This window comes from Desulfitobacterium sp., assembly GCF_035539115.1.
Lineage (GTDB): Bacteria > Bacillota > Desulfitobacteriia > Desulfitobacteriales > Desulfitobacteriaceae > Desulfitobacterium_A.
This window is the reverse complement of record NZ_DATLJA010000040.1, coordinates 1-23005: the sequence shown is the minus strand read 5'-3', so window position 1 is coordinate 23005 and position 23005 is coordinate 1. Positions and strand designations below refer to the sequence as shown.

25 protein-coding genes, 1 pseudogene and 1 riboswitch are annotated in these 23005 nt (G+C 41.3%); of the genes and pseudogenes, 23 read left to right on the top strand and 3 right to left on the bottom strand.

The features are described 5' to 3' along the window. The first annotated feature begins 66 nt into the window (after positions 1 to 66). The 6 genes and pseudogenes from VM640_RS07405 to VM640_RS07380 all read left to right on the top strand — a co-directional run. Positions 67 to 315 (top strand): hypothetical protein, encoded by a 249-nt coding sequence (locus VM640_RS07405; RefSeq protein ID WP_325390827.1) that lies wholly within the window; start codon positions 67 to 69, stop codon positions 313 to 315. Further along, positions 312 to 698, top strand: coding sequence for a retropepsin-like aspartic protease (locus tag VM640_RS07400; protein ID WP_325390825.1), 387 nt, complete (start codon positions 312 to 314; stop codon positions 696 to 698). Before VM640_RS07405 ends, VM640_RS07400 begins: the two co-directional genes overlap by 4 nt. Positions 699 to 822: 124 nt before the next feature. Further along, positions 823 to 1536 carry a DNA alkylation repair protein gene (locus tag VM640_RS07395; RefSeq protein ID WP_325390823.1) on the top strand — a complete coding sequence of 238 codons (714 nt, stop codon included), beginning with the start codon at positions 823 to 825 and terminating at the stop codon, positions 1534 to 1536. 9 nt (positions 1537 to 1545) lie between these two features. Further along, positions 1546 to 1728, top strand: a complete 183-nt coding sequence (locus VM640_RS07390) for a fumarylacetoacetate hydrolase family protein (protein ID WP_325390821.1) — start codon at positions 1546 to 1548, stop codon at positions 1726 to 1728. Between the two features lie 165 nt (positions 1729 to 1893). Continuing rightward, complete coding sequence (speD, locus tag VM640_RS07385; RefSeq protein ID WP_325390819.1) at positions 1894 to 2727, top strand: adenosylmethionine decarboxylase; 834 nt, start codon at positions 1894 to 1896, stop codon at positions 2725 to 2727. Between the two features lie 66 nt (positions 2728 to 2793). Next, positions 2794 to 2913: pseudogene (locus VM640_RS07380) on the top strand (zinc-binding protein); the annotation flags it as partial. On the opposite strand, the gene VM640_RS07375 reads toward VM640_RS07380, so the two are convergent. Then, positions 2910 to 3356 carry a DUF2238 domain-containing protein gene (locus tag VM640_RS07375; RefSeq protein WP_475394575.1) on the bottom strand — a complete coding sequence of 149 codons (447 nt, stop codon included), beginning with the start codon at positions 3354 to 3356 and terminating at the stop codon, positions 2910 to 2912. The pseudogene VM640_RS07380 and the gene VM640_RS07375 overlap by 4 nt on opposite strands. After that, entirely contained in the window at positions 3357 to 3524 is a 168-nt protein-coding gene (locus tag VM640_RS07370) for a hypothetical protein (RefSeq protein ID WP_325390815.1), read from the bottom strand. A 283-nt stretch (positions 3525 to 3807) separates the two neighbouring features. Between VM640_RS07370 and VM640_RS07365 the strand changes: the two genes are divergently transcribed. The 3 genes from VM640_RS07365 (at position 3808) to cax (ending at position 6936) form a co-directional block, all read left to right on the top strand. Continuing rightward, a complete protein-coding gene (locus VM640_RS07365) occupies positions 3808 to 4818 on the top strand; it encodes a phosphodiester glycosidase family protein (protein ID WP_325390813.1) in 1011 nt (336 codons plus the stop codon). 186 nt (positions 4819 to 5004) lie between these two features. Then, complete coding sequence (locus VM640_RS07360; RefSeq protein ID WP_325390811.1) at positions 5005 to 5601, top strand: hypothetical protein; 597 nt, start codon at positions 5005 to 5007, stop codon at positions 5599 to 5601. 291 nt (positions 5602 to 5892) lie between these two features. Further along, positions 5893 to 6936, top strand: coding sequence for a calcium/proton exchanger (gene cax / locus VM640_RS07355; RefSeq protein ID WP_325390809.1), 1044 nt, complete (start codon positions 5893 to 5895; stop codon positions 6934 to 6936). Positions 6937 to 7337: 401 nt separating this feature from the next. On the opposite strand, the gene VM640_RS07350 is transcribed toward cax, so the two are convergent. Beyond that, entirely contained in the window at positions 7338 to 8414 is a 1077-nt protein-coding gene (locus tag VM640_RS07350) for a response regulator (RefSeq protein WP_325390807.1), read from the bottom strand. Between the two features lie 119 nt (positions 8415 to 8533). Here VM640_RS07350 and VM640_RS07345 point away from each other — a divergent pair, with 119 nt between their 5' ends. From VM640_RS07345 to VM640_RS07280, 14 genes are all read left to right on the top strand, one after another. Then, positions 8534 to 11218, top strand: coding sequence for a hybrid sensor histidine kinase/response regulator (locus tag VM640_RS07345; protein WP_325390805.1), 2685 nt, complete (start codon positions 8534 to 8536; stop codon positions 11216 to 11218). Continuing rightward, entirely contained in the window at positions 11203 to 12285 is a 1083-nt protein-coding gene (locus VM640_RS07340) for a response regulator transcription factor (RefSeq protein ID WP_325390803.1), read from the top strand. Before VM640_RS07345 ends, VM640_RS07340 begins: the two co-directional genes overlap by 16 nt. A gap of 281 nt (positions 12286 to 12566) precedes the next feature. Beyond that, positions 12567 to 13793, top strand: coding sequence for an urea ABC transporter substrate-binding protein (urtA, locus tag VM640_RS07335; protein WP_414647929.1), 1227 nt, complete (start codon positions 12567 to 12569; stop codon positions 13791 to 13793). A 90-nt stretch (positions 13794 to 13883) separates the two neighbouring features. Further along, positions 13884 to 14792 carry an urea ABC transporter permease subunit UrtB gene (gene urtB, locus VM640_RS07330; RefSeq protein ID WP_325390799.1) on the top strand — a complete coding sequence of 303 codons (909 nt, stop codon included), beginning with the start codon at positions 13884 to 13886 and terminating at the stop codon, positions 14790 to 14792. A gap of 29 nt (positions 14793 to 14821) precedes the next feature. Further along, positions 14822 to 15928 carry an urea ABC transporter permease subunit UrtC gene (gene urtC / locus VM640_RS07325; protein WP_325390797.1) on the top strand — a complete coding sequence of 369 codons (1107 nt, stop codon included), beginning with the start codon at positions 14822 to 14824 and terminating at the stop codon, positions 15926 to 15928. 31 nt (positions 15929 to 15959) lie between these two features. Then, positions 15960 to 16715, top strand: a complete 756-nt coding sequence (urtD, locus tag VM640_RS07320; RefSeq protein ID WP_325390795.1) for an urea ABC transporter ATP-binding protein UrtD — start codon at positions 15960 to 15962, stop codon at positions 16713 to 16715. Then, complete coding sequence (urtE, locus tag VM640_RS07315; protein WP_325390793.1) at positions 16708 to 17400, top strand: urea ABC transporter ATP-binding subunit UrtE; 693 nt, start codon at positions 16708 to 16710, stop codon at positions 17398 to 17400. Before urtD ends, urtE begins: the two co-directional genes overlap by 8 nt. 32 nt (positions 17401 to 17432) lie before the next feature. After that, entirely contained in the window at positions 17433 to 17735 is a 303-nt protein-coding gene (locus VM640_RS07310) for an urease subunit gamma (RefSeq protein ID WP_325390791.1), read from the top strand. Between the two features lie 26 nt (positions 17736 to 17761). Beyond that, on the top strand, positions 17762 to 18115 hold the full coding sequence (locus VM640_RS07305) for an urease subunit beta (protein ID WP_325390789.1): 354 nt from the start codon (positions 17762 to 17764) through the stop codon (positions 18113 to 18115). Positions 18116 to 18132: 17 nt separating this feature from the next. Continuing rightward, positions 18133 to 19839 (top strand): urease subunit alpha, encoded by a 1707-nt coding sequence (ureC, locus tag VM640_RS07300; RefSeq protein ID WP_325390787.1) that lies wholly within the window; start codon positions 18133 to 18135, stop codon positions 19837 to 19839. Between the two features lie 39 nt (positions 19840 to 19878). Beyond that, positions 19879 to 20310: an urease accessory protein UreE gene (locus VM640_RS07295; RefSeq protein WP_325390785.1), complete on the top strand. Its 432-nt coding sequence runs from the start codon at positions 19879 to 19881 to the stop codon at positions 20308 to 20310. Then, entirely contained in the window at positions 20307 to 20987 is a 681-nt protein-coding gene (locus tag VM640_RS07290) for an urease accessory protein UreF (RefSeq protein WP_325390783.1), read from the top strand. The genes VM640_RS07295 and VM640_RS07290 overlap by 4 nt, the downstream gene beginning before the upstream one ends. 34 nt (positions 20988 to 21021) lie before the next feature. Then, entirely contained in the window at positions 21022 to 21636 is a 615-nt protein-coding gene (gene ureG / locus VM640_RS07285; protein WP_325390781.1) for an urease accessory protein UreG, read from the top strand. Then, the gene (locus VM640_RS07280; RefSeq protein WP_325390779.1) at positions 21633 to 22511 is read left to right on the top strand and encodes an urease accessory protein UreD; all 879 of its coding nucleotides are present in this window, start codon (positions 21633 to 21635) and stop codon (positions 22509 to 22511) included. The genes ureG and VM640_RS07280 overlap by 4 nt, the downstream gene beginning before the upstream one ends. A gap of 194 nt (positions 22512 to 22705) precedes the next feature. Further along, a riboswitch (SAM riboswitch) is annotated at positions 22706 to 22810 on the top strand. Positions 22811 to 23005 lie beyond the last annotated feature (195 nt).

Below are 23005 nucleotides of genomic sequence, written 5' to 3'. Positions count from 1 at the left end.
CTTCTCTACGTTGAATAACAATGGTATAATAGCATTATATAGAAAAGATAAAGGTGGGTGTGCCTGATGAAATGGGAAGAAGTACGAAGGATCTACCCGGAACGGTTTGTTAAAATTCAGATACTGAATTCTCATGTAGAAAATAATATCAGATTCATCGATGATATGGCAGTAATTCAAGCTTTCGTAGATGAGAAGGAAGCAACCCGCGAGTTAGTTAGAGCAAAAGATGAAATCCTTGTTTATCACACTGGTAAAGAGAAAATTGAAGTTCCTATCAAGCAAATATTGGGTTTCCGAGGTGCAAGCAAATGAAGATTGAGTTTCAAGATGGACTTCTATTTACCTCGATTCAAATATCTTTTCGCGGTATTACGAAAGTGATTGATAACGTAGTGATTGACACTGGAGCAGCAGAGAGCATTATTTCAGCCGATGCGGTTGAGGATCTTGGAATTTTTGTTGAACCAGAGGATAGTGTAAATTCCTTCTATGGAGTAGGGGGGAGTTTGCATAACTTTTTCTCGAAGGATATAGATGAAATTAAGTTAGGTCATATTTTATTAGATAAACCCAAAATGGACTTTGGTGTGATCGATTCCAAAGGTGATATTAATGGACTTCTTGGATTAGATCTACTTATGAAGATAGGTGCCGTTATAGACTTGAATAGATTAACATTAACCTCCGACGCATAATGGACAATAGTATTTTCTGAAGATGGGGGCTAAGCTCTAGAACTTAATTGTTTTAGGGCTTTGTTTATACGGAAAAGTATTCACATTAATAGGCTATTTCTAAAAAAGTAAGGAATGAAAAGTATTGAATATACTCGATGAGATCAAAGGTCAGTTACGTGAGTCCCTAGACGAGGAGAAAGCCGCTTATTTACCACGATTTTTCCAAGCAGGTGAGGGAGGCTATGGAGAAGGTGATCAGTTTCTAGGAGTTACCGTCCCTATCCAGAGAAAAATAGCTCGGAAATATTATAAACAGATTGAGCTGATGGACGTTGAAACGTTATTAAAGGAACCGATTCATGAATATCGTCTTGTTGCCCTGTTTATTTTGGTCAGTAAATTTGAAAAGTCAACCGCTGAGCAAGAACAGGAAGCGATTGTGAATTTTTATCTTAATAATATTCAATGCGTGAATAACTGGGATCTGGTTGATTCTTCTGCTTATAAGATCCTAGGACCCTTTCTTTTTGCTAAAGACAAAGGAATCCTTTATGATTTCGCCCAATCCTCTAACTTATGGAAGCAGAGAATCGCCATTATTTCTACGTTTTATTTTATAAAACAGGGGCACTTTGATGATGCTTTAGAGATAAGTGAAATTTTGTTACACCATAAACATGACCTTATTCATAAGGCTGTCGGTTGGATGTTGAGGGAAATTGGAAACAGGAATTTTAAAATAGAATTCAATTTTCTAAAAGATCACTATAATGAAATGCCACGTACGATGTTACGTTATGCTATCGAAAAGTATGAACCAGACCTAAGACAACGATTTTTAAAAGGTCGAGTCTAAAACCGAAAAATGCTTCTCGAATTCGCAACTCAAGGCATGACGCTCTATCCAGGTGATGTTATCTTGACAGGATCGCCAAAGGGGACTGGGGCGATGAAAATCGGGGACTTAATCGAAGTCGAACTTGAAGGCATCGGTCGATTAAGTAATGTTGTCGCAGCAGGTCAAAAGATGGCTATAAGCGCAAAGTAGATAATTTATGCTCGAACTCCGCACCACGTTGATCGTGATGTGGAGTTCGTTTTTCTAGGTGGATATAAATGGATATTAGAGATGAAGGTAATTATTACACGTAAAAGTAGTATAATTAAGTAAACCACAGCATAGAGTATAGATTACACAATATGGAGGAGTTCGATGGAGGTTAAACCACTTAAAAAGTTAAAACTCTACGGGTTCAATAATTTGACGAAGTCGTTAAGTTTTAATATGTACGATATTTGTTATGCGAAGACACCAGAACATCGGGATGCCTATATTGAGTATATCGACGAAGAATATAATGCAGAAAGACTGACAAGTATTTTAACCGAAGTAGCCCGAATCATTGGGGCTAATATCCTCAATATCGCACAACAAGATTATGATCCCCAAGGGGCGAGTGTCACCATGCTTATTGCCGAGGAACACTGTGAACCTGACAAATCACCAGATGATAATCCCTTTGAACCGGTGGTCACTGCAAAAGCGAAACCCCTTCCTGAAGCGGTCGTGGCCCATTTAGATAAAAGCCATATTACTGTACACACCTATCCAGAAAGTCATCCCCATGGAGGTATAAGTACATTTCGTGCAGACATTGATGTCTCGACATGCGGACAAATCTCACCTCTGAAGGTACTCAACTATCTTATTACGAACTTTTCTTCTGATATTGTTACCGTTGATTACCGTGTTCGGGGGTTCACACGCGATATTGATGGCAAGAAAATCTTTATCGATCATAAAATCAATTCAATTCAAAATTATATCGATCGTAAAACGCGTGATCTTTATCAGATGATTGATGTTAACGTCTATCAGGAAAAAATCTTCCATACGAAGATGCTTCTTAAGGATTTCGACCTCGATAATTATCTTTTTGGGACAGCGAAAAAAGAACTTTCCGCTGGAGAAAAACGAAAGATCAAGCAACGTCTAAAAAAAGAAATGACTGAAATTTTCTATGGACAAAATATGCCTAAAATGTAACATGTTAAAATTTGTTTAACAAACCACGAGAAAGGGTAATCATTTGACCAAGGAAACTGTGGTCAGGAGTTTACCCTTTCCGCTTCAGAACAGGAGTTATACGCTGAAAAACGATTCTCAAATGAAACCCTGTCGTTGTTCCAGCGCCGTGCAGCTAAAAAACAACAAACTGAGGTTTCTTTTTAATGTTCAGCTTTTCCTTCGCCTTCAGAGATCAGTTTGAATTTCCGTTTTCCTTGAAAGAAAAGGAATAACGCAAAGATTAAAGCCCCTAGAGTATCGAAAATGATATCCGTCATGGTATCGTCTATCCCAACCCCTTGATAAAGGAATCCAAAGGTTTTATCCATTAAATATTCATAGATTTCCCATATAGCCCCCGAAGCAACAGCAAAAAAAAAGGAGAATAAGGCCAGTAAAATACGGCTGAGCCCTGAATCCATCTTCTTGCTGCGAAGGAGATACATAGCGATTAAAAATCCGAGATTAGCAAAGATTAGCCCAGAAAAACCATGGAGCATTTTGTCCCACCACCAAAACCGGACATAGAAATGATTTGCAGTTCCCAGGAAGATGGACGCATAGATAAAAAGGAGAAAAACGCTTATTAGATTGTGAGGAAATTCTATTCACAATCGTTTTTCGATAAAAAAGGGTAGCGACATAAATATCAGCGTGAGCAGCGACATACCGAAGGATGCCCATTTATTTTGGTAAATCTCTCCGCATCCGGCAAGGATAATCGATACGCTTAAAAGGAGATATAGCCAAAACGTAAAACGCTTCATTTCTATCATTCACCTTTCGCCATTCCGCTTGATAGTCTCATGCTATCCGGTTAGGATATAATGACTAGGTTGCTCAGTTTGACTTTATTGTAATCTTGAATAAATTCATTGGCATTCTTGAAAGAAATTGAGCCAATTGGTTGAAAATGAGGCGCAGACAGAGTGCGGAGAAATTGGCACGAGCAAATCGGTCTAAGCTTTTTTGCAATTTCTAAAGAATATTAATGTTTGTTATGGAAATTGGTCAATAATATTAAATGAATTATATTTCTAGCGAGGAGATGGAGATAACATGGGGAAGCCGCGATCTGACGAAAGGACTGCAGGGGTCCACCATTATAGCCGTAGTGAAAGACCGTTGAATAAACCTATGATAGGGATTGTCAGTTTATTGATCTTACTTTTCTTATTCTTTATAGGGTTTCTTCGTGCACCCTTCGAACCTTTTGAGACGCTTCGTAACTTTTGGGTATCAAGTGCGATGACGTCGATGAACCACCAGTACTTGGCAAAATGGTTCTTCAGCGATGCGGAGATTCAAAAGATTTTAAAAAGCAATCAAGTCGTATCTATGGGTAATTCTAATCCATCTTTAATTAATACACGTGGTACTTCCGGCAATAACGGGATGGAACTCCTTGACGTTAGCCAAAAGGGATTTAAAGGATATTTGCTTAAAATTAATGATCCTGCGCGCGTCAAGGTCGGAGCAACACGTTTTCTTGGTAAGACGGGAGAAAGAGCAGAAGATATTGCCGCGGAGACCGGGGCTGTCGCCGTCATTAATGGAGGAGAATTCAACGATCCACTAGGAAACGGAAATGGTGGGCAACCTTTGGGAATCCTCATCTCAGGAGGAAAAATTCTCTACAAAGATCGCGGGAAAATGTATGATATTATCGGTATGGATCGTAATAATGTTCTTGTTCTCGGTCATTACTCCTTGTCCCAAATTCAGAAAATGGGCATTCGAGATGCAGTGACATTTAGTCCTTTTCTGGTAGTTAATGGTCAACGCGCGATTACACGTGGAGATGGTGGATGGGGCATTGCTCCTCGGACCGCCATAGGGCAGCTGCGAGACGGTACGATCTTGATGCTGGTTATTGATGGACGCCAAATTGGTTCCCTCGGCGCAACCTTAAAAGAAGTCCAGGATATTATGCTCGAATACGGGGCTTATAATGTCGCTAATCTTGATGGTGGAGCCTCAACTATTCTCTATTATCAGCATGAGATTATTAATCACCCGTCGAGTCAGTACGGTGAACGCCGCATACCATCCTTTTTTATCGTAAAATGAACGACCATTTGCTTCGACGATGAAGTACTTGTGCCTTGAACCGTTTTTTCACCGTGGTTCCAAGAATGACCCAAGCTCGTTCGGCTCAATAATTAATGATGGTCTAATCAGAGTCAACACTGCCAGCTCCGCCCGAGCCAGACCGGTCGCTGTCATCATGTACGGGGAAATCAGGGAGAAGGGGTAGTGCCACTTAATTATGGAGAAGTTGCCGCCTGGCATCTCGATCCCATCGAAAAGAAGCCCTTATTCCACTTTTACCCGGGAAGCTGGATTTTTTCTGTGGCAGGTTATGGGTGTAATCTCAGCTGTACCTTCTGTCAAAATCACGAAATTTCCCAGTCCTGTCAACAAGGGACACGGGTAACCCCTGCCCGCTTAGCTGAACTTGCCCAGACTAAAGATTCCCTTGGACTTTGCTTTACATATTCTGAGCCTTCAACCTGGTTCGAAATGGCCAATGACAAAACTGAGGAGATTCGCGAGCTATCCCAATGGTTACGAAAACTGAATACTCCTTTGGCTTGGCACTTAAGTCGTTATTTTCCGGCGTACAAACTCGATCTCCCTCCAACCGAAAAAGAAAGCTTACTTAAGCTCTGGAAATTGGCCCAGGAGGAAGTTGAATATGTCTATCTGGGTAATGTTAGCGGGGGAGATTCGACTTACTGCCCTCATTGTGGGAAGGAAGTGATTATCCGAGAAAACGCTCGGATTCTTAACCTTGTGCAAGATGGGCATTGCCCGGAGTGTGACTACAAATTTTTCGGCGTGGGGCTTTAGCTTGCCTTTTGCCTTTGGCTGTGACCTTATCCATTTATGGCTATCATTTTCGCAAGATTTTTGAGAAGACAGCCTAACACTAAATGAAGCACCTGAGAAAGGTGCTTTTTTCTATAACTAACCCATTTTCGTGAGTGTTGTTGGCCCTTGGTGAAAGTTTCGATACCAACATCCAATATATCCGACGTCTGACTTGTTCAATTGTAAAGATGCCAATTGTTGCCAACCCTATCAAAAAACGATATATTGATAATTAAAAGTCCAGATTATTAGGATGAGAGGAGTGACAGAATGAAAATACTAAGGTTCTTACTGTTTTTTATTCCAATAAGTTTAATTGGGGAGTATATGCACTTCTCACCGACACTAATGTTTGTTCTTTCCGCCTTAGCGATTATCCCCTTGGCTGGGCTAATGGGGGAAGCTACAGAAGAAATATCCTTCTACTCAGGACCTCGGATAGGAGGGTTTCTCAATGCAACCTTTGGTAATGCCACTGAGTTGATTATTGCTTTTTTTGCATTAAAAGCAGGGCTTTTCGATGTAGTTAAAGCGTCTATTGCCGGTTCAGTTATTGGAAATATTTTATTGGTACTAGGCGCCAGCATGCTCGTAGGAGGCATAAAGTATAAATCGCAGAGTTTTAATAGACAAGCGATTGAAGTCTCTTCAAGCATGTTATTATTTGCTGTGATAGGATTAACGATCCCCGCGATTTTCACCCACACTGTCGCCCCCGAGCTGCTGACTACCCGCTATGAAGTACTAAGCGTTCTTGTAGCAGTTATTATGTTTGTCATTTATTTAATGAGCTTATTCTTTTCTTTTTATACCCATAAAGATCTCTACTCTGTTGATCATAGTGAAGAAAGCATTTCAAAATGGTCTCTTCCAAAGGCAATTTCAATTCTAATCGTCTCAACCGTACTTATTGGCTTGGAAAGTGAATTTTTTGTGAGTGCTGTTGGACCGATGACGCAGGCGATCGGACTAAGTGAATTCTTTGTAGGAATTATTTTGGTACCGCTTATTGGTAATGCGGCCGAACATAGCACAGCCATTACGATGGCCTACAAAGACAAAATGGATATCGCCGTCGAAATTGCATTGGGTTCAAGCTTGCAGATTATTCTCTTTGTCACACCCATTCTCATCTTACTCAGTTTGTTATTTTCGCCCATGAGCATCATCTTCAATGAGTTCGAGTTGATCGCTCTAATCTTTGCGGTTCTTATTGCCAATCGCGTAGCTAATGATGGAGAATCCAATTGGTTGGAGGGGGTTCAGCTTCTCGCGGTCTATTTAATAATTGCTGTTTCATTTTTTGTACTATGAGTATTACAATCAGACCACGTTGTTTTACAAACATAAGGGGATGATCTACAACAGGAAGGATAACCCTAAAGGATTGTATACAGTGTATTATTCTAAAACAACTAGACAAAGACGTATTAAGTGATATGATAATAAACATCAAAGAGGCAATGAGGCCATGCGATGATCTGGTTGACAGAGGTTTGTGCGATTTTTTATGTGTTTAAGAGTTTAAGAGAATAAAATAGGGTATAATTCGTGGTTATACCCTATTCATATGAGCGGGCACCAAACCAAGGTTTGGAGCGTAAGAGTGATCAAGAGAGCCCTTATCCAAGAATAGTTATTCTAGGATAGGTGGCTCTTTTTTTAATTTGCAGGTGGTTTTAAATCCTTGGCCAATGAAGTTAGTGGAGCATAGTTTACAATTTAGCTTTGGGTAGACTGAAGTAAAATGTTGCCCCTTCATCTACCTTTCCTGTCATCCAGGCTAAACCATGATGTCTTTTTAAAATTTTTTGAACAATGACGAGACCGACACCTGAACCTTCAAACTCATTTTCTGAATGGAGTCTCTGAAAGACACTAAATAATCTGGAAGCATAGCGCATATCAAAGCCTGCGCCATTATCTTTTACGGAGATAATAAATTCAATTTCATTTTCTTCCGATGAAATTTCTAGACATGCATTTTTTCGATTACGGGTGTATTTTAGAGCATTAGAGAGGATATTTACAGCGAGGATTTCAATCATTATAGGGTCACCTTGAATAAGGGGGAGATTTTTAATCGTAAAGCTTACATTTCTTTGGGGTTCAAGTTTGATGAGTGTTTCGTAAACCTTCCTGAATAACTGCTCTAAATTAATAGGTTCGATGGTCATAGGCATTTCACTCATTCTAGAAAGTTCAAGTAAATGGTTAACAAGCTTAATAATTTCCTTTGACTTATCCTGAATATTACTAATCAATTCATGGCCTTCATGATCCAGTATATCTGAATAATCTAAAGCCAAATATTCGGTCAGTTTGTTGAGAGAGAGCAACGGAGCTTTTAAGTCATGGGAAACGGTATAGCAAAAACTATCAAGTTCTTGATTGGCTTTAATTAAGGATTCAGTTTGTTTTTTTAGCTTGATATGGGTATGAACGCGAGCAAGAAGTTCCGAAGTCGTAAAGGGCTTAACGACATAATCTTGAGCACCTAATTCAAATCCTTTTGCAATGCTTTCCGAATCATCACTAGAGGTCAGAAAGATAATAGGAATGCTGCTAAAATCACTTTCGGTTTTTATGATTCTACAGATTTCAAAGCCATCCATTTCTGGCATATAGACATCTAAAAGAATAAGGTCAGGTGGATGTTGCTCAATTAACTTAAAAGCAGTACTTCCTTTGGTAGCGATGCGCACGCGATAGTTGCTTTCACGTAACATCGTTACAGCCGTTTCAATATATTCTGGTGTATCATCGATCAAGAGAATTTCTGGCTGATTCATTGATGGGGTATTATGCAAGAAGACCAACTCCATTAATCTATTTAATACTATCCAAATTCTAAAGGAATAGATCAGTTAAAACAAGTAATTAAATGAGACTTACGTGGAGTTGATTCAAGATGCCTTCAAAAATTATCATTAAACAATCGACGATTAGTACCTTGACGGTAGGAGTCTTCTTCCTTATTTCTATATTGCTTGGCAGTAGTATTTTATACATGAGTTCAAGTATCAAAGATGAACAGAATGCCGAAAAGAGAAGAACGGAATTTAAGCAACTGGGTATTGATCTAGCCAATGCCTCAGATTATTTAACCAATGAAGCGCGTAAGTATGCGGTAACAAGAGATGATATCCACATGAATAAATACTGGGAGGAAATTAAAGTTACGAAAACTCGGGACCATGTGATAACCCGCCTGGGGGAACTCAATTCTCCCCAAGAAGAGATGGCCCTGTTAGCTGAGGCGAAAATGAATTCTGATGCGCTGGTGGAGACCGAGCGTCATTCCATGCGGCTGATTCTTGAAACATTGAGGATACCAGAGGAACAAATGCCGTTAGAAGTTGCCACTTATCGGCTAAGTTCTGAAGAACAAAAGTTTAGTAAAGAGGACAAACTAGCGAAAGCACGGGACATCATGTTTGACGAAAAGTATGATTCGGATAAACTGGCGATTATGGGCCCGATTGAAGAATTCCAACAAATTATGAATGCCCGTTTGGAAGCCGAACTCGAGATAGCTCGAAATGCTACCCGCAGAGCGGCAATTTTGCAAGCAATCCTTGCTGTTTTTATCATTGGTGCAGTTGCGTTATTACTACGAATCTTATTTACCCAAGTAACGTATCCCATCAAAAATTACACCGAACTTTTGAAGGTGTTTTCCTTTAGCCAAGAAAACTTTAGCTTAGTGGCGGAAGGCTCTTGGGAACTTCGATTGCTTGCCAATACCTTCAATGACTTATATCAGTCTTTTCAGGAAGAATTAGTCAAAAGGAAACAAGCTGAAGAAAAAATGAAAGCTGCTAAGGAAGAAGCGGAGAAAGCTAATAATGCCAAAAGCGAATTTTTAGCCAATATGAGTCATGAGATAAGGACCCCGATAAACACAATGATTGGCTATCTCTATTTACTCGAGCGCATGAAATTCACGTCAAAACAAAAACAATACCTGCAATATATAGATATGGCAGCTAAAAGCCTATTGGAAATTGTTAATGAAATCCTTGATTTTTCTAAAATTGAGGCTGGGCGAATGCTCTTGGAAACAGTTGAATTTAACCTCTACGAGACAGTCCAGGAGATCTGCAGCATGTTTGAACTCGAAGCCCAGCGCAAAGGCTTAAATTTTCGCTGTTGCCTGCAACCCGATGTTCCACGTTATGTAAAAGGGGATGTTACAAAATTAAAGGAAGTAATTGTAAATCTTTTATCGAATGGGCTTAAGTTCACGGATAAGGGTAAACTAGAACTTTTAGTTGAAGTTATGAGAAACGAGGGAAACCAGGTTCAACTTCGTTTTAACATTTCAGATACTGGAATAGGCATATCTGAGGAACAAAGGAATCATTTGTTTGAAGTATTTACACAGGGTGATGCCTCAACTTCACGAAAGTATGGGGGAACCGGCTTAGGACTTGCAATCTCAAAAAGAATTGTGCACCTCATGTCAGGGGAAATGAATGTCAGTAGTGTTGTTGGGAAAGGGTCAAGCTTTTGGTTTACAGTAAACTTGGAAATTGCTGTTCATGCACAGCAATTTCCGCAAGAAGGAAAGCTGAACCCGCTTAGTTTTGCTGCTAAGAAACTCCTTTTAACCGAAGATAATAGAGTAAATTTACAAATGACCCAAGAAATTCTTGAGCGTTTTGGGTTTGAAGTCGACATTACCCAGAGCGGTTTTGAAGCCGTTCAACTGGCAAGTAGAACACGCTATGATGCTATTTTAATGGATATTCGCATGCCTAAAATGGATGGTTATGAAACGGCTCGGCGTATTTTAGAGATCAAGGGTAAAGATGCCCCGCCCATTATCGCTTTATCGGCAGACGCCGTTGAGGGCGTCTCTGAAAAGGCACGCTTGGCAGGAATGAGCGGTTATTTAACGAAACCGATAAATCCTGTGAAATTGGCTGAGGCCTTGAAAAGCTTTGTTGATCTTGGATCCACTGAAGAAATCAAGAGAGAAATGGATAACCCAGCCCTCGAAAAAAATATGTGGATTGATTTTGTAAGCGGTATCGATCGTTTAGGGGGTAAACAAGAGAACTATAAGCATATCCTTGAAACGTTCATGGATAACCATAAAAATGACTATAAGCAATTAAATCAGCTTTTGGCAAACGGTAATTTTGATGAAGTAAAAATACTACTCCATACGCTAAAGGGAGTTTCAGCCAATATTGGAGCAATCAAGCTGAACGAAGTATCCCGGCAATTAGAAAATGCCTTAGGTAACCGGAAGGAAGAGATGATTACCAAGGAAAAAAGTCGATTGGAAAGAGTCCTTAAAGAAACTATTAAAATTGCGAATCAGTTTGTCACGAACTCACCCCTGGAAGCTGAAGTCATTTCCGTTAGAAATGAAGATATACCTAACACGTTGATTAAACTAGTTAAGCTCTTGGAAGAGGGAGATGCCGAGGCCATAACGGTGCTTGCATCGTGTAATCCTTTTCTTGAGAAAGAGTTGGATAGTCTGGACTATAAGCAACTGAAGGAGGAAATTATCTCGTACAATTTTGAAGAAGCAGCCCTTTTTATAAAGACGGGGAGGTTAGGGGAGTGTTTAAAGTTTTAATCGTTGATGATGACAAATCCGTGAGGTACATGTTAAAGAGATATAGAAATTGGGCTGACTATGGATTCGAGATGGAAGAGGAAGCCAGTGATGGTAAAGAAGCTTTAGGAAAACTTACAGATCGTCACATCGATCTCATCATAACCGATATTAAAATGCCAGGCATGAACGGGATAGAGTTTCTCAGTGAGCTCCGATTAAGGAAATGGGATATCTGTACAATTTTACTGAGTACTCATAGCGATTTTGAGTACGCGAAACAAGGAATACGATTAGGTGCCTTCGATTTTATGAGCAAACCGTTGGATGATAATATTCTCGGTGAAGCCTTAGAAAGAACGAAAGCCTTTTTAGAAGAAAAAACTAAACAAAAAATTAGAGTTAAAAAAGAACATATACTGATTGAAGAAACCCTTACGCTTTTTTATCCCAAAAATAAAGAAAAACGAATAGCCAATCTTATATTATCCGGAAATTGGGCAGCCTTGGCTGAAGCAGAAACTGCATTTACAGAATTAAGCAAATTACTGGATCAGGACTTGTTTAAAACGGCCAAATTACTGGAAAACATGATTTTAAACCTTAGCGGGGCCCTAATAATGGAGTTTTCTTGGCTAACGAAGGTTGAAAATGCAGCGTTTAACCCTGTTCTGCAGAATACCGGGTCCCTGAGTGAGATGAAATCAGAGTTTCTTGATCGTATTAAGGATTTAGTCAGCGTGATAAAGAAATACGATCTTCATCAAAGCGATAGTATGATTAGAAAGACGTGTCAATATTTAATCGATCATCTTGGCGATGATATTACACTCGAATTAATTGCGAATGAAGTCCATGTGAGTAAAGATTATCTGGGAAAAGTATTTAAACAAAAAATCGGTATAAATTTCAACGATTATTCGACAAAGGTCAAAATGGAATATGCTAAGCATTTACTTGGAACTAATCAGTATAAGAACTATGAAGTAAGCGAAAAACTTGGCTATAGCAGTTCAGACTATTTTTGCCGGTTATTTAAAAGCTATACTGGCTTTACTCCCTCCCAGTTTCGAAAATCAGCGGGCTAGAATCTTTAGCGTAAAATTTTATCATCGTTTTTTTAGGGTAAAAAAGCTGTTCTGTGGGGTATGTTTTTATTCGAATCAATGTGACAATTACATCAACGACTAACCAGCAAAGGCGCTGTGAGGAATGAAAAGTATCTCAAGGGATACAGAAAACATTTCTCACAGCGCCTTTTGACTTGGTTCGGTAGCGCTATCGTTATTCTTCAGCATAGATTATGGCCAGTCTTGCTGTCAAAGATTGAGGAGGGTGATAGGACATGAAAAATTATTTCTCATCAAAAATGAAAAAACGCCTAACGGGAGCTATCTCCTTAACGCTGATTGCTGGATTGCTTGTTACAGGATGTGCCTCTACTCAGACAAGCACACCAGCTGAAACCACGAGCGCAGGAGATACCATTAAAGTTGGAATACTACATTCATTAAGTGGAACGATGGCCATTAGTGAGGTATCGGTCAAAGATGCAGAAATGATGGCTATTGACGAGATCAATGCATCTGGTGGTGTACTAGGTAAGAAAATTAAACCAATTATCGAAGATGGTGCTTCAGACTGGCCTACCTTTGCAGAAAAGGCCAAGAAACTGTTACAACAAGATAAGGTAGCAACCGTATTTGGCGGCTGGACTTCAGCTAGCCGCAAGGCAATGTTGCCTGTATTCGAAGAGAATAATGGTTTACTCTGGTACCCTGTTCAATATGAAGGCATGGAAGCCTCACCCAATATTTTCTACACCGGTGCTGCTCCTAATCAGCAGATCGTTCCAGCAGTAGACTGGTTATTCAAGAATAAAGGAAAGAAATTCTTTCTGCTAGGATCTGATTATGTGTTTCCAAGAACCGCTAATAAAATTATTAAAGCTCAAGTCAAAGCGCTAGGTGGTGAAGTGCTGGCTGAAGAGTACACACCCCTTGGGCATACCGACTATAGTACCATTATCAACAAGATCAAAGCCTCCAAGCCTGATATCGTGTTCAACACATTGAATGGTGATAGTAACGTTGCCTTCTTCAAGCAGCTTAAGGATGCAGGAATTACTTCAAAAGATCTGACAACTCTTTCCGTAAGTGTCGCTGAGGAAGAAGTCCGTGGTATTGGCGCAGCTAACATGGCAGGTCATTTAGTATCCTGGAATTATTACCAAACCACAAATACGCCTGAAAATGCTCAATTCGTAAAGAATTACAAAGCAAAATATGGTGTTGACCGTGTAACCGATGATCCGATCGAAGCGGCTTATGATGCAGTGTACTTATGGGCAGCTACTGCTGAAAAAGCAGGTTCTACTGATGTAGATAAGGTCAAGGAAGCTGCTAAGGGAATTGAATTTAAAGCCCCTGAAGGTCTGGTTAAAATTGAGGGGGAAAATCAACACCTCTGGAAACCTGTAAGGATTGGTGAGGTAACTGCGGATGGTCAGATTAAGGAAATATGGAGTACCGAATCAACAGTCAAACCAGATCCCTACCTGAAATCCTACGACTGGGCCAAGGGACTCAGCAATTAGTTACTAACTTTGGGTATTATGATTGAACGGTGCAAGTCAGATAAACTTGCACCGTTGCTCCTAGGATGCTCATGATAAGGTGGTGGAAAAATGGAAACGTATATCATGCAAATATTTAATGGACTTAGTGTCAGCTCTATTTATATACTAGCTGCTCTAGGACTTGTCATAACCTTTGGTCTAATGAAAATCATCAATATGTCACACGGTGAGTTCATCATGATTGGCGCCTATGTTACTTATCTTATTCAAAATCTATTTATAGGTTATCTGGATAAGAGCTTTTTGGGATTATATTTTATAATGGCTATTCCAGCATCGTTTATCGTTGCCGGTCTTATTGGATTTATTCTCGAAGGTACAGTGATACGCCACCTTTACAATAGGCCGTTGGATAGCATCTTAGCAACTTGGGGTGTTAGTTTAGTACTCCAGCAACTTGCGAGAAATATCTTTGGAGCTCCTAATGTTGATGTGCAAAGCCCTAGTTGGTTGGCAGGCGGACTCGTCCTAAGCCAAGGGCTACAATTACCCTATAAACGACTGTTTATTATCGCTTTAGTCATTGCTTGTCTCATGGGTATGTTCGTATTGCTTTATAAAAGTAAAACTGGACTACGAATTCGAGCGGTCATGCAGAATCGGGAAATGGCTGAGAGCATGGGGATAAATACACGAAGAGTGGATGCTTTAACGTTTGCTATTGGCTCTGGACTTGCTGGAATTGCCGGATGTGCTTTAACCCTACTCGGCTCGATCGGGTCCACCCTCGGGACAAATTATATTGTCGATACGTTTATGGTTGTTGTCCTTGGAGGAGTAGGAACACTCATGGGAACCGTTGCTGGTGGACTTTTAATTGGGACAGCGAACACTATACTTGAATTTCTTACAAATACATCCTTGGCCAAGGTCCTTGTCTTTATTTTGATTATTGCCTTCCTACAATGGAAGCCCAAAGGGCTGTTTAATATCAGCAGTCGTTCGTTAGACGAATAAAAATAAAGATTACGGAAAGGGGGATATCAATGATTGAGGTTCAAGGCTCGAGGTTTAATATTCGAAATTTTATTAAATCAAACGAAACATTCGTCTTTGCCTTTATAATTTTAGCTTTAATAATTGCTCCGTCATTTCTATCAATTTTTAGGGTCAATTTACTTGGGAAATTTATAGCTTATGCTATTTTGGCAATTGGCTTAGATTTAATCTGGGGATATACAGGGATTTTAAGTCTTGGGCACGGTGTGTTTTTTGGACTTGGTGCATACTCTATGGCAATGTACCTTAAGTTAGAAGCTGCCCAAGGAAAGCTACCGGATTTTATGTCTTGGAGCGGGCGGGAAGTCCTGCCGTGGTTTTGGAAACCCTTCAGCAGTAGTGGCTTTGCAATTGCTATGGCAATTCTGATTCCGACCGTTTTGGCGCTCTTAATTGGTTTTTTTACCTTTAAGAATCGGATCAGGGGAGTTTATTTCTCCATCTTGTCCCAAGCTCTATCCATGATTTTTGTTGTACTCTTTGTAGGGCAACAGGCTTATACCGGTGGAACAAACGGCCTGACAAATTATAAAAGTATTTTTGGCTTTTCCTTAGCGAATAACTCGACAAAACTCGCTTTATATTATATTTCGATTGGCCTCCTAGTTTTGACCTATCTCCTTTGCAACGTAGTGGTTAAACGAAGAATAGGTAGGATTCTTATCGCCATCAGGGACGGAGAAAATCGAGTTAGGTTCTTGGGATATAATCCTACAACCTATAAAGTTTTTGTTTATTGTCTCTCTGCTGCCATAGCAGGGCTTGCCGGTGCAATCTTTGTGCCCCAGGTAGGTATTATTTCCCCGTCTGCAATGGGAATCGTGCCCTCGATTGAAATGATTATTTGGGTAGCCATTGGTGGGCGCGGAACCTTGATCGGCGCTGTAATTGGGGCGATATTTGTCAATGCCTTGAAAAGCAGTATCAGTGAAAGTTTCCCTGATGTGTGGTCTTACTTTATTGGGTTCGCTTTTATTTTTGTCGTATTGTTGATGCCTGACGGTATCGTCGGCTTGGTTAAAAAAATAGCAGGAAAATTTAGAACTCATGGACTGAAGGACAATCAGCAGCGGGACACTGATGAAGCGGCTTAATCAACGATTTAGATTGGAAGGCGATGGAGGTATGGAGTCGATATTACAGATTGATGATTTAACCATAAGTTTCAATGGATTTAAAGCGGTTAATCATGTAAAGACAGAGATCGAGAAAGGCGAAATCCGTTTTTTTATTGGACCGAACGGCGCTGGCAAAACAACCCTACTTGATGCAATTTGCGGGCGGGTTAGGCCTCAGTCAGGTCAAGTTATGTTTGCTGGCGAGATAGATATTTCTCGTTATTCAGAGCATGAGATTGTCAATATCGGTATAGGAAGAAAATTTCAGGTGCCCTCCGTATTTACGCATATGACTGTTAATGAAAATATGGAACTTGCTGCAGTGAAAGACCATTCACTGTATTCCTCCATTTTTCATAAGCCCCAAAAAGAGCAAATGGAGAGGATTGAAGATATCTTAGTCACAATAGGTCTATATGAAAAACGATTTAACACCCCGAAAGCATTATCCCATGGTGAAAAGCAGTGGCTCGAAATCGGCATGCTCCTCGCCCAAGAGCCTAAACTTATGCTATTGGATGAGCCCGTTGCCGGAATGGGCCGAGCAGAAACAGATAAGACCGGAGAACTTCTGACGAAAATAGCTCAAAATTGTACCATTATTGTTGTGGAACATGACATGCAATTCGTACGAGATTTTGCATCAAAGGTTACAGTCCTTCATGAAGGAGCAATATTGGATGAGGGCAGTGTCTATGACGTTCAGAATAATCAAAAGGTCATCGATGTGTACCTAGGACGAGGTGGGAAACGCGATGCTTAAGGTAAAAAGGCTAGAGGCCTATTATGAGGAAAGTATTATTCTTAATCAAGTTGATCTGATAGCCCCTAAGGGGGAAGTTGTCTGCCTTATCGGACGAAACGGGGTAGGAAAAACGACTTTTTTAAAAAGTGTTATGGGATTGGTTAACACCCCGAAGGGGAGTATTAAGTTTAACGAAGAAGAAATGATTTCGAAACCCACCTATTATAGGGCCAGGCAAGGGATCAGCTATGTGCCACAAGGAAGAGATATTTTCCCTCAATTAACTGTCGAAGAAAACCTTTTGCTTGGCCTGGAGGTACGTAGTGGCAAGGGAAGTATCGATGAGAAAATCTACGAATTGTTTCCGGTTTTGAAAGCCATGCTAAAAAGAAAAGGGGGAGACTTAAGCGGTGGGCAGCAGCAACAGCTGGCAATTGCCCGAGCCCTTGTATCTAAGCCCAAATTACTGATTCTCGATGAACCCACCGAAGGAATTCAGCCTTCTGTGATTTTGGAAATCGGCCGCGTCATTAAACGATTAAAACAGGAGGAGAAATTAACCATCCTGATTGTAGAGCAGTATTTAGACTTTGTCGTCGAGGTATCCGATTATTATTACGTTATGGAAAAAGGACGTATCGTGGCAAAAGGTCTTACTCAGGAGATTAATAAAGAGGAAATCCAGAAGTGTATGGCTATTTAATCAAGATAAGGAACAGGGCGGGAGGTTAGACAATGCATCTCAATCCGACTGAGAAAGATAAATTATGGGTTTATATCGCAGGGCAGGTCGCACAAGAGCGCTTAAAACGTGGCTTAAAACTGAATTATCCGGAAGCAATATCCTTAATTTCTGCTGAACTCTTGGAACGAATCCGGGATGGGTATTCTGTCGCTCAACTCATGGAAATGGGGACAAAGATTCTGACACGTGACCAGGTGATGGAGGGAATCCCGGAAATGATTGAGGAAATTCAGGTTGAAGGAACCTTTCCTGATGGGACCAAATTAGTGACCGTTCATCATCCGATTATTTAACTCCATGATAAAGGAAGTGTAAGTTAATGATACCCGGAGAAATCAAATTAGCGGAAGGTGCTATCGAAGCGAACCAAAACTTAAAAACAGAAACCCTAACGGTTGAAAATACGGGTGACCGGCCCATCCAAATCGGCTCTCATTTTCATTTCTTTGAAGTGAACCGGTATTTGGTCTTTGAGCGGGCCTTAGCTTGGGGAATGCATTTAAATATTCCCTCGGGGACTGCTGTCCGTTTTGAACCCGGTGAAAGCCGTACGGTGAAGCTTGTTCAATATTCAGGTAAGGGTCCTTGGTTTGGAGCCAATAACTTAACCGCTGGTAGTATGGATAAATCGAAATGTATAGAACGAGCAAAAGAGAAAGGTTTTATTAAATAAGGTTAGGGGGAGCAACTGTGATTTTGAGTATGTCGCGCCGTCAACATGCAGATATGTATGGACCGACTACCGGCGATAAAATTCGCTTGGCAGATACAGAATTATGGCTAGAAGTAGAAGATGATCTGACCCGGCCGGGTGACGAAGCAAAATTTGGCGGCGGTAAGGTTATTCGCGATGGTATGGGGCAAGACCCCCAAGCCTTGGAGGAAGCAATGGATTTGGTCATTACGAATGCAGTAATCATTGACCATTGGGGGATTATCAAGGCTGACATAGGGATTAAGGACGGACGTATTTATGGCCTTGGTCAGGCCGGAAATCCCCAGACGATGGCTGGGGTTACTCTACCGATTGGGGCTGGCACCGAAGTGATTGCCGGGGAGAACTATATTATTACTGCAGGTGGAATTGACAGCCATATTCACTTTATTTCTCCACAGCAAATTGAAACAGCGATTGCTTCGGGTATCACAACCATGTTAGGAGGCGGTACCGGCCCGGCGGCGGGAACGAATGCTACAACCTGTACCCCTGGTGAATGGAACATGTACCGGATGCTGCAGTCTGCTGAAGCCTTTCCCATCAATATGGGTTTTTATGGGAAAGGAAATAATTCACTTCCTGAACCTCTGATAGCTCAAGTTAAAGCTGGCGCAATGGGCCTTAAACTTCATGAAGATTGGGGATCAACACCTGCCGCGATTGACTGCTGCCTAAAAGTTGCGGATGAATTTGATATTCAGGTCGCTATTCATACGGATACTCTTAATGAAGCAGGATTTGTAGAAGATACAATTGCGGCGATTGCTGGGCGCACAATCCATACGTTTCATACCGAAGGAGCGGGAGGTGGTCACGCACCGGACATTATTAAAGTAGCCTCCTTGCCTAATGTCTTGCCCTCATCAACCAATCCAACCCGGCCGTTCACCGTAAATACCCTGGAAGAACATCTCGATATGTTAATGGTTTGTCATCATCTGGATAAACGAGTCCCGGAAGATATCGCTTTTGCTGATTCCCGTATCCGCCCGGAAACGATTGCAGCTGAAGATATTTTACATGATTTAGGCGTCATCTCCATGATGTCTTCTGATTCCCAAGCGATGGGGCGGGTTGGCGAAGTTATCATCAGAACTTGGCAGACAGCGCATAAGATGAAGCTTCAGCGAGGTCCTCTGGAAGCGGATAGCCTAGCAAATGACAATAACCGAATCAAACGCTATATCAGCAAATATACCATCAATCCTGCCATCACCCAGGGGATTAGTCATCTTGTCGGTTCGGTTGAAAAGGGAAAATTAGCAGACCTTGTACTGTGGAATCCCAAGTTTTTCGGGGTAAAACCAGCCATGGTGATTAAAGGCGGGTTTATTATGTATGCCGCCATGGGCGATGCCAATGCCTCCATTCCCACACCCCAACCCGTTATCCAACGGCCCATGTTTGCTTCATTTGGCAAAGCCATCGCCGCTTGTTCCGTAACGTTTATATCTCAGGCAGCCGATGCAGATAAGTTAACTCAAGAACTGAAACTGGATAAACAACTTGTTCCAGTGAAGAACTGCCGTAATATTGGCAAGGCCGACATGAAACATAACTTTGCTACACCCAAAATTACTGTGGATCCTGAAACCTATCAAGTGACCGCAGATGGAGAGATACTGACGTGCGAACCTGCTGAAGTGCTGCCCCTGGCTCAGCGCTACTTTATGTTTTAATATTTAAGATTACATCCTATCATGAGGAGTTTTTAAGCGATGATCATTAATCAAGTGATTGGTAAACTGACAGAATTGGAACACGACCATCCTCACGAAAAAGGAGCTTTAACCGTTGAACAGGTATTCCTTTCCTGGGACGAACTTCAGAAAAGGATTCTTCGTAAAACAACAGATGTAGGCCGGGATATAGGAATCCAGCTGGAAAGCGGGCATTTACATCCTGGGGATATTCTTTATCGTGAAGATAACCACGTTATCGTCGTAAGCGTCAAAGAAGAGGCGGTTTTGATTGTTCCGGTTAAGAATATGAAGGAAATGGGATTGGCTGCGCATGCTATCGGTAATATGCATGCTCCGATTGAGGTAAAGAGTGATTCTTTGATTACCCCGTATAATCCGGTACTCGTTGAGCAGCTATCTAAGATGGGGTTGTCCCCGGTAAAAGAGGACCGGGCTTTTGCGCCATGATTGACCCACTTTCTTTAGAAAAAGGACTGCGACTAATGCAGTTGGCCGATTCATCCTTTCCTTCAGGAGGCTTCACCCAATCTTTTGGACTCGAAACATTTATTCAGCGCGGTGACATCAATACCAAACAAGACTTAGCCCGGTTTATGCAGACCTATCTTTATTATACTTGGCGGCCTACGGATTTACTTGGAGTAAAACTTGCTTGGCAGGCTACACAGAAATCGGATAAGAAGCTTCTTTATTTACTCGACAGACGGTTAAATGCTATGAAGTTACCGTCTGAAAGCTGTGAGGGCAGTCTTAAGATGGGGAGAAGACTGCGACAATTACTCTCGGCAATCGATACTGATTATACTGCAGAAGTTAATTTTCCCTTTGGTCACCATGCCATTATTTTGGGCCATTATGGAGCTATTGTAAACCTCGAATTACCCGTGCTGCTCGCCGCTTTTGCGCATCTGAGTACGACCTCTCTCGTTGCGAACGGTGTACGCGCTATTCCATTGGGACAAACGAATGGACAGCAGGTGCTCTCGGAACTTCAACCTTTGCTTAATACGTGCATACAATGGGCCACCACCGCAACTGTAACGGATTGGGGCGGAAGTGCACCCGCTTTCGATTGGGCTGGTATGGCTCATGAACAATTATATTCCCGGATATTTATGTCTTAGGCCGTTAAACAGCTGACTAAAGGAGGAATTTTGCATGTGGCCGATTCGTATCGGGGTAGGAGGTCCTGTTGGATCAGGTAAAACTGCCCTTGTAGAAAAACTAACTCGCTACCTAGCAACAGATTATAGTGTTGCAGTAATAACCAATGATATATTTACCAAAGAAGATGCTGAATTTCTTTGCCGTAACGGCATTTTGCCACCGGATCGAATCATCGGTGTCGAAACCGGAGGATGTCCCCACACCGCTATAAGGGAAGATGCCTCAATGAATCTGGAAGCAGTTGAGACCCTGAAAGAAAGATTTCCAGATTTGAAAATCATTTTTATCGAAAGCGGCGGGGATAATTTAGCCGCTACCTTTAGTCCAGAATTAGCTGATGTTGCGATTTATATTATTGATGTAGCCCAGGGAGAAAAAATTCCCCGCAAAGGCGGCCCTGGAATTACCCGATCCGACCTTTTGATCATCAATAAAACGGATCTCGCCCCTCATGTCGAGGCCAGTTTGGACGTGATGGCTCAAGATTCGTTGCACATGCGCGGTGAACGGCCTTTTATGTTTACCAATCTGAAAAATGAAGAAGGGTTAGATCAGGTCTTACTGTGGATACGTGAAAACGTCATCATGGAGGATATGGCGCAATGATTGCACCGTTAAAACACGGTATTCTTCACGTTGAAATTCAGCAGGAAAAGGGTAGAAGTTATATCAGCTCTCTGCGGCAAAGAATGCCGCTGCGGGCTTCAAGTCCTCTCTTTTTTAGTGATAAGGGAGCGGTTTTTTTCTTTATCATGAATCCCGCTGCCGGCCTTCTGCAAGGAGACCAGCACAGTATTTCTGTACGGATAAAACAGAATTCGCAGGCCGTTATTTTTGGGCAAGGGGCGACCAAGGTCTTCCGCTCACCGCAAAGAAATCTTTCAAGACAATTTACAACCTTGATTGTAGAGCAAGGAGCTAGACTCGAATATATGCCAGAAGTGGTCATACCTTTTGCCGAAGCCTGTTTGTACAGTCGTACAAATCTCCGGATTTCAAGTGAAGCCTCGGCCTTTATTTGGGAAATTACAGCACCCGGGCGAGTAGCCCGGCAAGAGCTGTTTCAATATCATTTGCTGGATCAGCAAACCAATATTTTTCTTGATAAGGAAATAATTTATAGTGATCGGTTTAAATTGGAGCCGCAAAAGGTACCCTCCTTTTTGCAAACCTGGAACAGCCCGCTTGGCGTCATGCATGGATATACACATATGGGCACCTTCTGGGCGATTGATCCTCATCTGCAAGCAGTGATGTCCCAATTACTGCAGCGCAACACGGAAGATGAACCCGATTTTCTGGAACAGATTGCTGAGCGTTATAAGGTTTTAATTGCCGGAACTGCCATTCATAAGCAGGCCTATTGCTTCCGAGCCTTGGGCCCTAGTGCGGAAAATATTCAAGAGGCTTATAAAGAAATCTGGAGAATCTTGCGTTTGCGCTTATATAATGAGCCAGAGTGGCCTTGGCGAAAATATTAAAACCCATTATCAAACGGTTAACCCTTCGTATTTTTTTATTTGAAGAAAATATTTAGAAGCATTTGGCAAAGGCCTATTTGAAGAAAATCTATTGACAATACTCCTGTTATGTAATAGTATAAATCCATTCCTTACTCAACGAAAATAATTATATAGGAATACTTAACATTATTTTACAACTAAATAGGCAATTATCCTTATTAAGAGTGACCGAGGGACTGGCCCAATGACGTCCGGCAACCCCCTATACGGGAAGGTGCTAAATCCTGCAGAATGACTTTCATTCTGAAAGATAAGTCGAAACAAGAGTTGTATTTCGATACCCCTTTCAGTTTGAAAGGGGTATTTTTTTATACTAACAGAAAGTATAAATTTTTGGCAGATAAACTCTAAGTGCAACCAGCGGTTTCGCTTTCCTACGATGAATGCGGTTAAGTTCGGCAGGATAAGGCGACTAAGGCCACCGCTTTGGCGCTGACCAAGTCTTCTATATC

What these genes read in the sequence shown, in the direction of transcription:
- VM640_RS07405 (WP_325390827.1), top strand. Translation starts at nt 67, where the DNA reads ATGAAATGGGAAGAAGTACGAAGGATCTACCCGGAACGGTTTGTTAAA.
- VM640_RS07400 (WP_325390825.1), top strand. Translation starts at nt 312, where the DNA reads ATGAAGATTGAGTTTCAAGATGGACTTCTATTTACCTCGATTCAAATA.
- VM640_RS07390 (WP_325390821.1), top strand. Translation starts at nt 1,546, where the DNA reads ATGCTTCTCGAATTCGCAACTCAAGGCATGACGCTCTATCCAGGTGAT.
- speD (WP_325390819.1), top strand. Translation starts at nt 1,894, where the DNA reads ATGGAGGTTAAACCACTTAAAAAGTTAAAACTCTACGGGTTCAATAAT.
- VM640_RS07370 (WP_325390815.1), bottom strand. Translation starts at nt 3,524, where the DNA reads ATGATAGAAATGAAGCGTTTTACGTTTTGGCTATATCTCCTTTTAAGC.
- VM640_RS07365 (WP_325390813.1), top strand. Translation starts at nt 3,808, where the DNA reads ATGGGGAAGCCGCGATCTGACGAAAGGACTGCAGGGGTCCACCATTAT.
- cax (WP_325390809.1), top strand. Translation starts at nt 5,893, where the DNA reads ATGAAAATACTAAGGTTCTTACTGTTTTTTATTCCAATAAGTTTAATT.
- VM640_RS07350 (WP_325390807.1), bottom strand. Translation starts at nt 8,414, where the DNA reads ATGAATCAGCCAGAAATTCTCTTGATCGATGATACACCAGAATATATT.
- VM640_RS07345 (WP_325390805.1), top strand. Translation starts at nt 8,534, where the DNA reads ATGCCTTCAAAAATTATCATTAAACAATCGACGATTAGTACCTTGACG.
- urtA (WP_414647929.1), top strand. Translation starts at nt 12,567, where the DNA reads ATGAAAAAACGCCTAACGGGAGCTATCTCCTTAACGCTGATTGCTGGA.
- urtB (WP_325390799.1), top strand. Translation starts at nt 13,884, where the DNA reads ATGGAAACGTATATCATGCAAATATTTAATGGACTTAGTGTCAGCTCT.
- urtC (WP_325390797.1), top strand. Translation starts at nt 14,822, where the DNA reads ATGATTGAGGTTCAAGGCTCGAGGTTTAATATTCGAAATTTTATTAAA.
- urtD (WP_325390795.1), top strand. Translation starts at nt 15,960, where the DNA reads ATGGAGTCGATATTACAGATTGATGATTTAACCATAAGTTTCAATGGA.
- urtE (WP_325390793.1), top strand. Translation starts at nt 16,708, where the DNA reads ATGCTTAAGGTAAAAAGGCTAGAGGCCTATTATGAGGAAAGTATTATT.
- VM640_RS07310 (WP_325390791.1), top strand. Translation starts at nt 17,433, where the DNA reads ATGCATCTCAATCCGACTGAGAAAGATAAATTATGGGTTTATATCGCA.
- VM640_RS07305 (WP_325390789.1), top strand. Translation starts at nt 17,762, where the DNA reads ATGATACCCGGAGAAATCAAATTAGCGGAAGGTGCTATCGAAGCGAAC.
- VM640_RS07295 (WP_325390785.1), top strand. Translation starts at nt 19,879, where the DNA reads ATGATCATTAATCAAGTGATTGGTAAACTGACAGAATTGGAACACGAC.
- VM640_RS07290 (WP_325390783.1), top strand. Translation starts at nt 20,307, where the DNA reads ATGATTGACCCACTTTCTTTAGAAAAAGGACTGCGACTAATGCAGTTG.
- ureG (WP_325390781.1), top strand. Translation starts at nt 21,022, where the DNA reads ATGTGGCCGATTCGTATCGGGGTAGGAGGTCCTGTTGGATCAGGTAAA.
- VM640_RS07280 (WP_325390779.1), top strand. Translation starts at nt 21,633, where the DNA reads ATGATTGCACCGTTAAAACACGGTATTCTTCACGTTGAAATTCAGCAG.